Annotated in this window: 1 protein-coding gene; it reads right to left on the bottom strand. The window is 60.8% G+C overall.

Annotated features, from left to right (window positions below):
- Window positions 1-191 precede the first annotated feature (191 nt).
- Window positions 192-1,069, bottom strand: an 878-nt coding sequence (locus ACG00Y_RS28760; RefSeq protein WP_394485079.1) for a hypothetical protein, incomplete at its 5' end; no start/stop codon positions are given.

Genomic DNA, 1,069 nt, shown 5'->3' with positions numbered 1-1,069 from the left:
GCGACGCGCGCGTGGCTTCACACGGCTGTCGACCATCAAGACGGTCATCTTCCTGATCGCGGGCAAGCTCGACTTCCACTCGATCAACCCGCACGCCCAGCAACCCACTTGAAATTCAACAGAGCCGCAATTCTTGATGCCTAGTCCTCCGAACCGCTCGTAGGCGCATGCCAGAACCTAGCAGATCGACTTCATGGCGGGGCGGGCAGGGCTACGAACAACTGGTTGATGAAGGTCCTGACTACGTCAAATGTCCTCATCACCGTTGCGTGCAGCATTGTGCTGCCATGCGCGTGGATGTTTCGCACGCGGGGAAGCGTCTCTGCGTAGTGCGCGACCCAGTCGAACGCGAGCTCGTCAGCCGTTGGAACAGGATCTTCATCCGGGACAACCATCTCAGCGAGCCCGAGCTCGAACATCTTGCGCGACAGCTCGAATGACTGGCGTTCCCTGGCCAGCGCCATCGCCCAAGCCTGCCGGTTCTCAATCCGGTCGTTGCGAAGAAGGCCGGCGTCTACTGCGAGCCTGAGCAGGTCTCTCAGCATCGCCTTCTTTCTCTCTGTCCGCGGCGGCCCGCCCGGCGCCTTCGGAGGCACCGTGACTGGGTATTTGCCGTTCGCGTCGAGGACCCCGGCTGAGGTCAATCGGGTCCGAAGCGCGAGCTCGAGCGTGGCAAGAGCCTGGTGCTCAGCCACAACATGGAAGCGGTAGACGAACCAGGCATAGAGATATGCGTTCCTGGCAGTGTCGAACTGGACCCGGATGACCTCGGGAACTTGTGCGCTGAGCCCAAACTCCGCAATGAGCTCGTATCGGTCCTTCTGCGTGAGCTTGCGGACCGTTCCAGCCTCCCGTATCGCAAGGAAGCTCATCCTGGCGTCTGGCATCTGCAGCTGCTCAAGCGTTCGCAGACCTTCAACGGGTTCCTCGTCTTTGGAAAGATGGCTCTCTGAAAATTCGAGTGGGTAGGATTTCGGCTGGATAGGTGCTGAAACGGGGATCGGGATGACGGCCAAAGTGTTTGAAGCGGCGCTGGGGATCAGCGCGCCGTGGTCGGTGGGCGCGGTCG

This window comes from Pelomonas parva (assembly GCF_043555835.1).
Taxonomy (GTDB): domain Bacteria; phylum Pseudomonadota; class Gammaproteobacteria; order Burkholderiales; family Burkholderiaceae_C; genus Pelomonas; species Pelomonas parva.
This window is presented reverse-complemented; position numbering and strand designations above follow the sequence as displayed.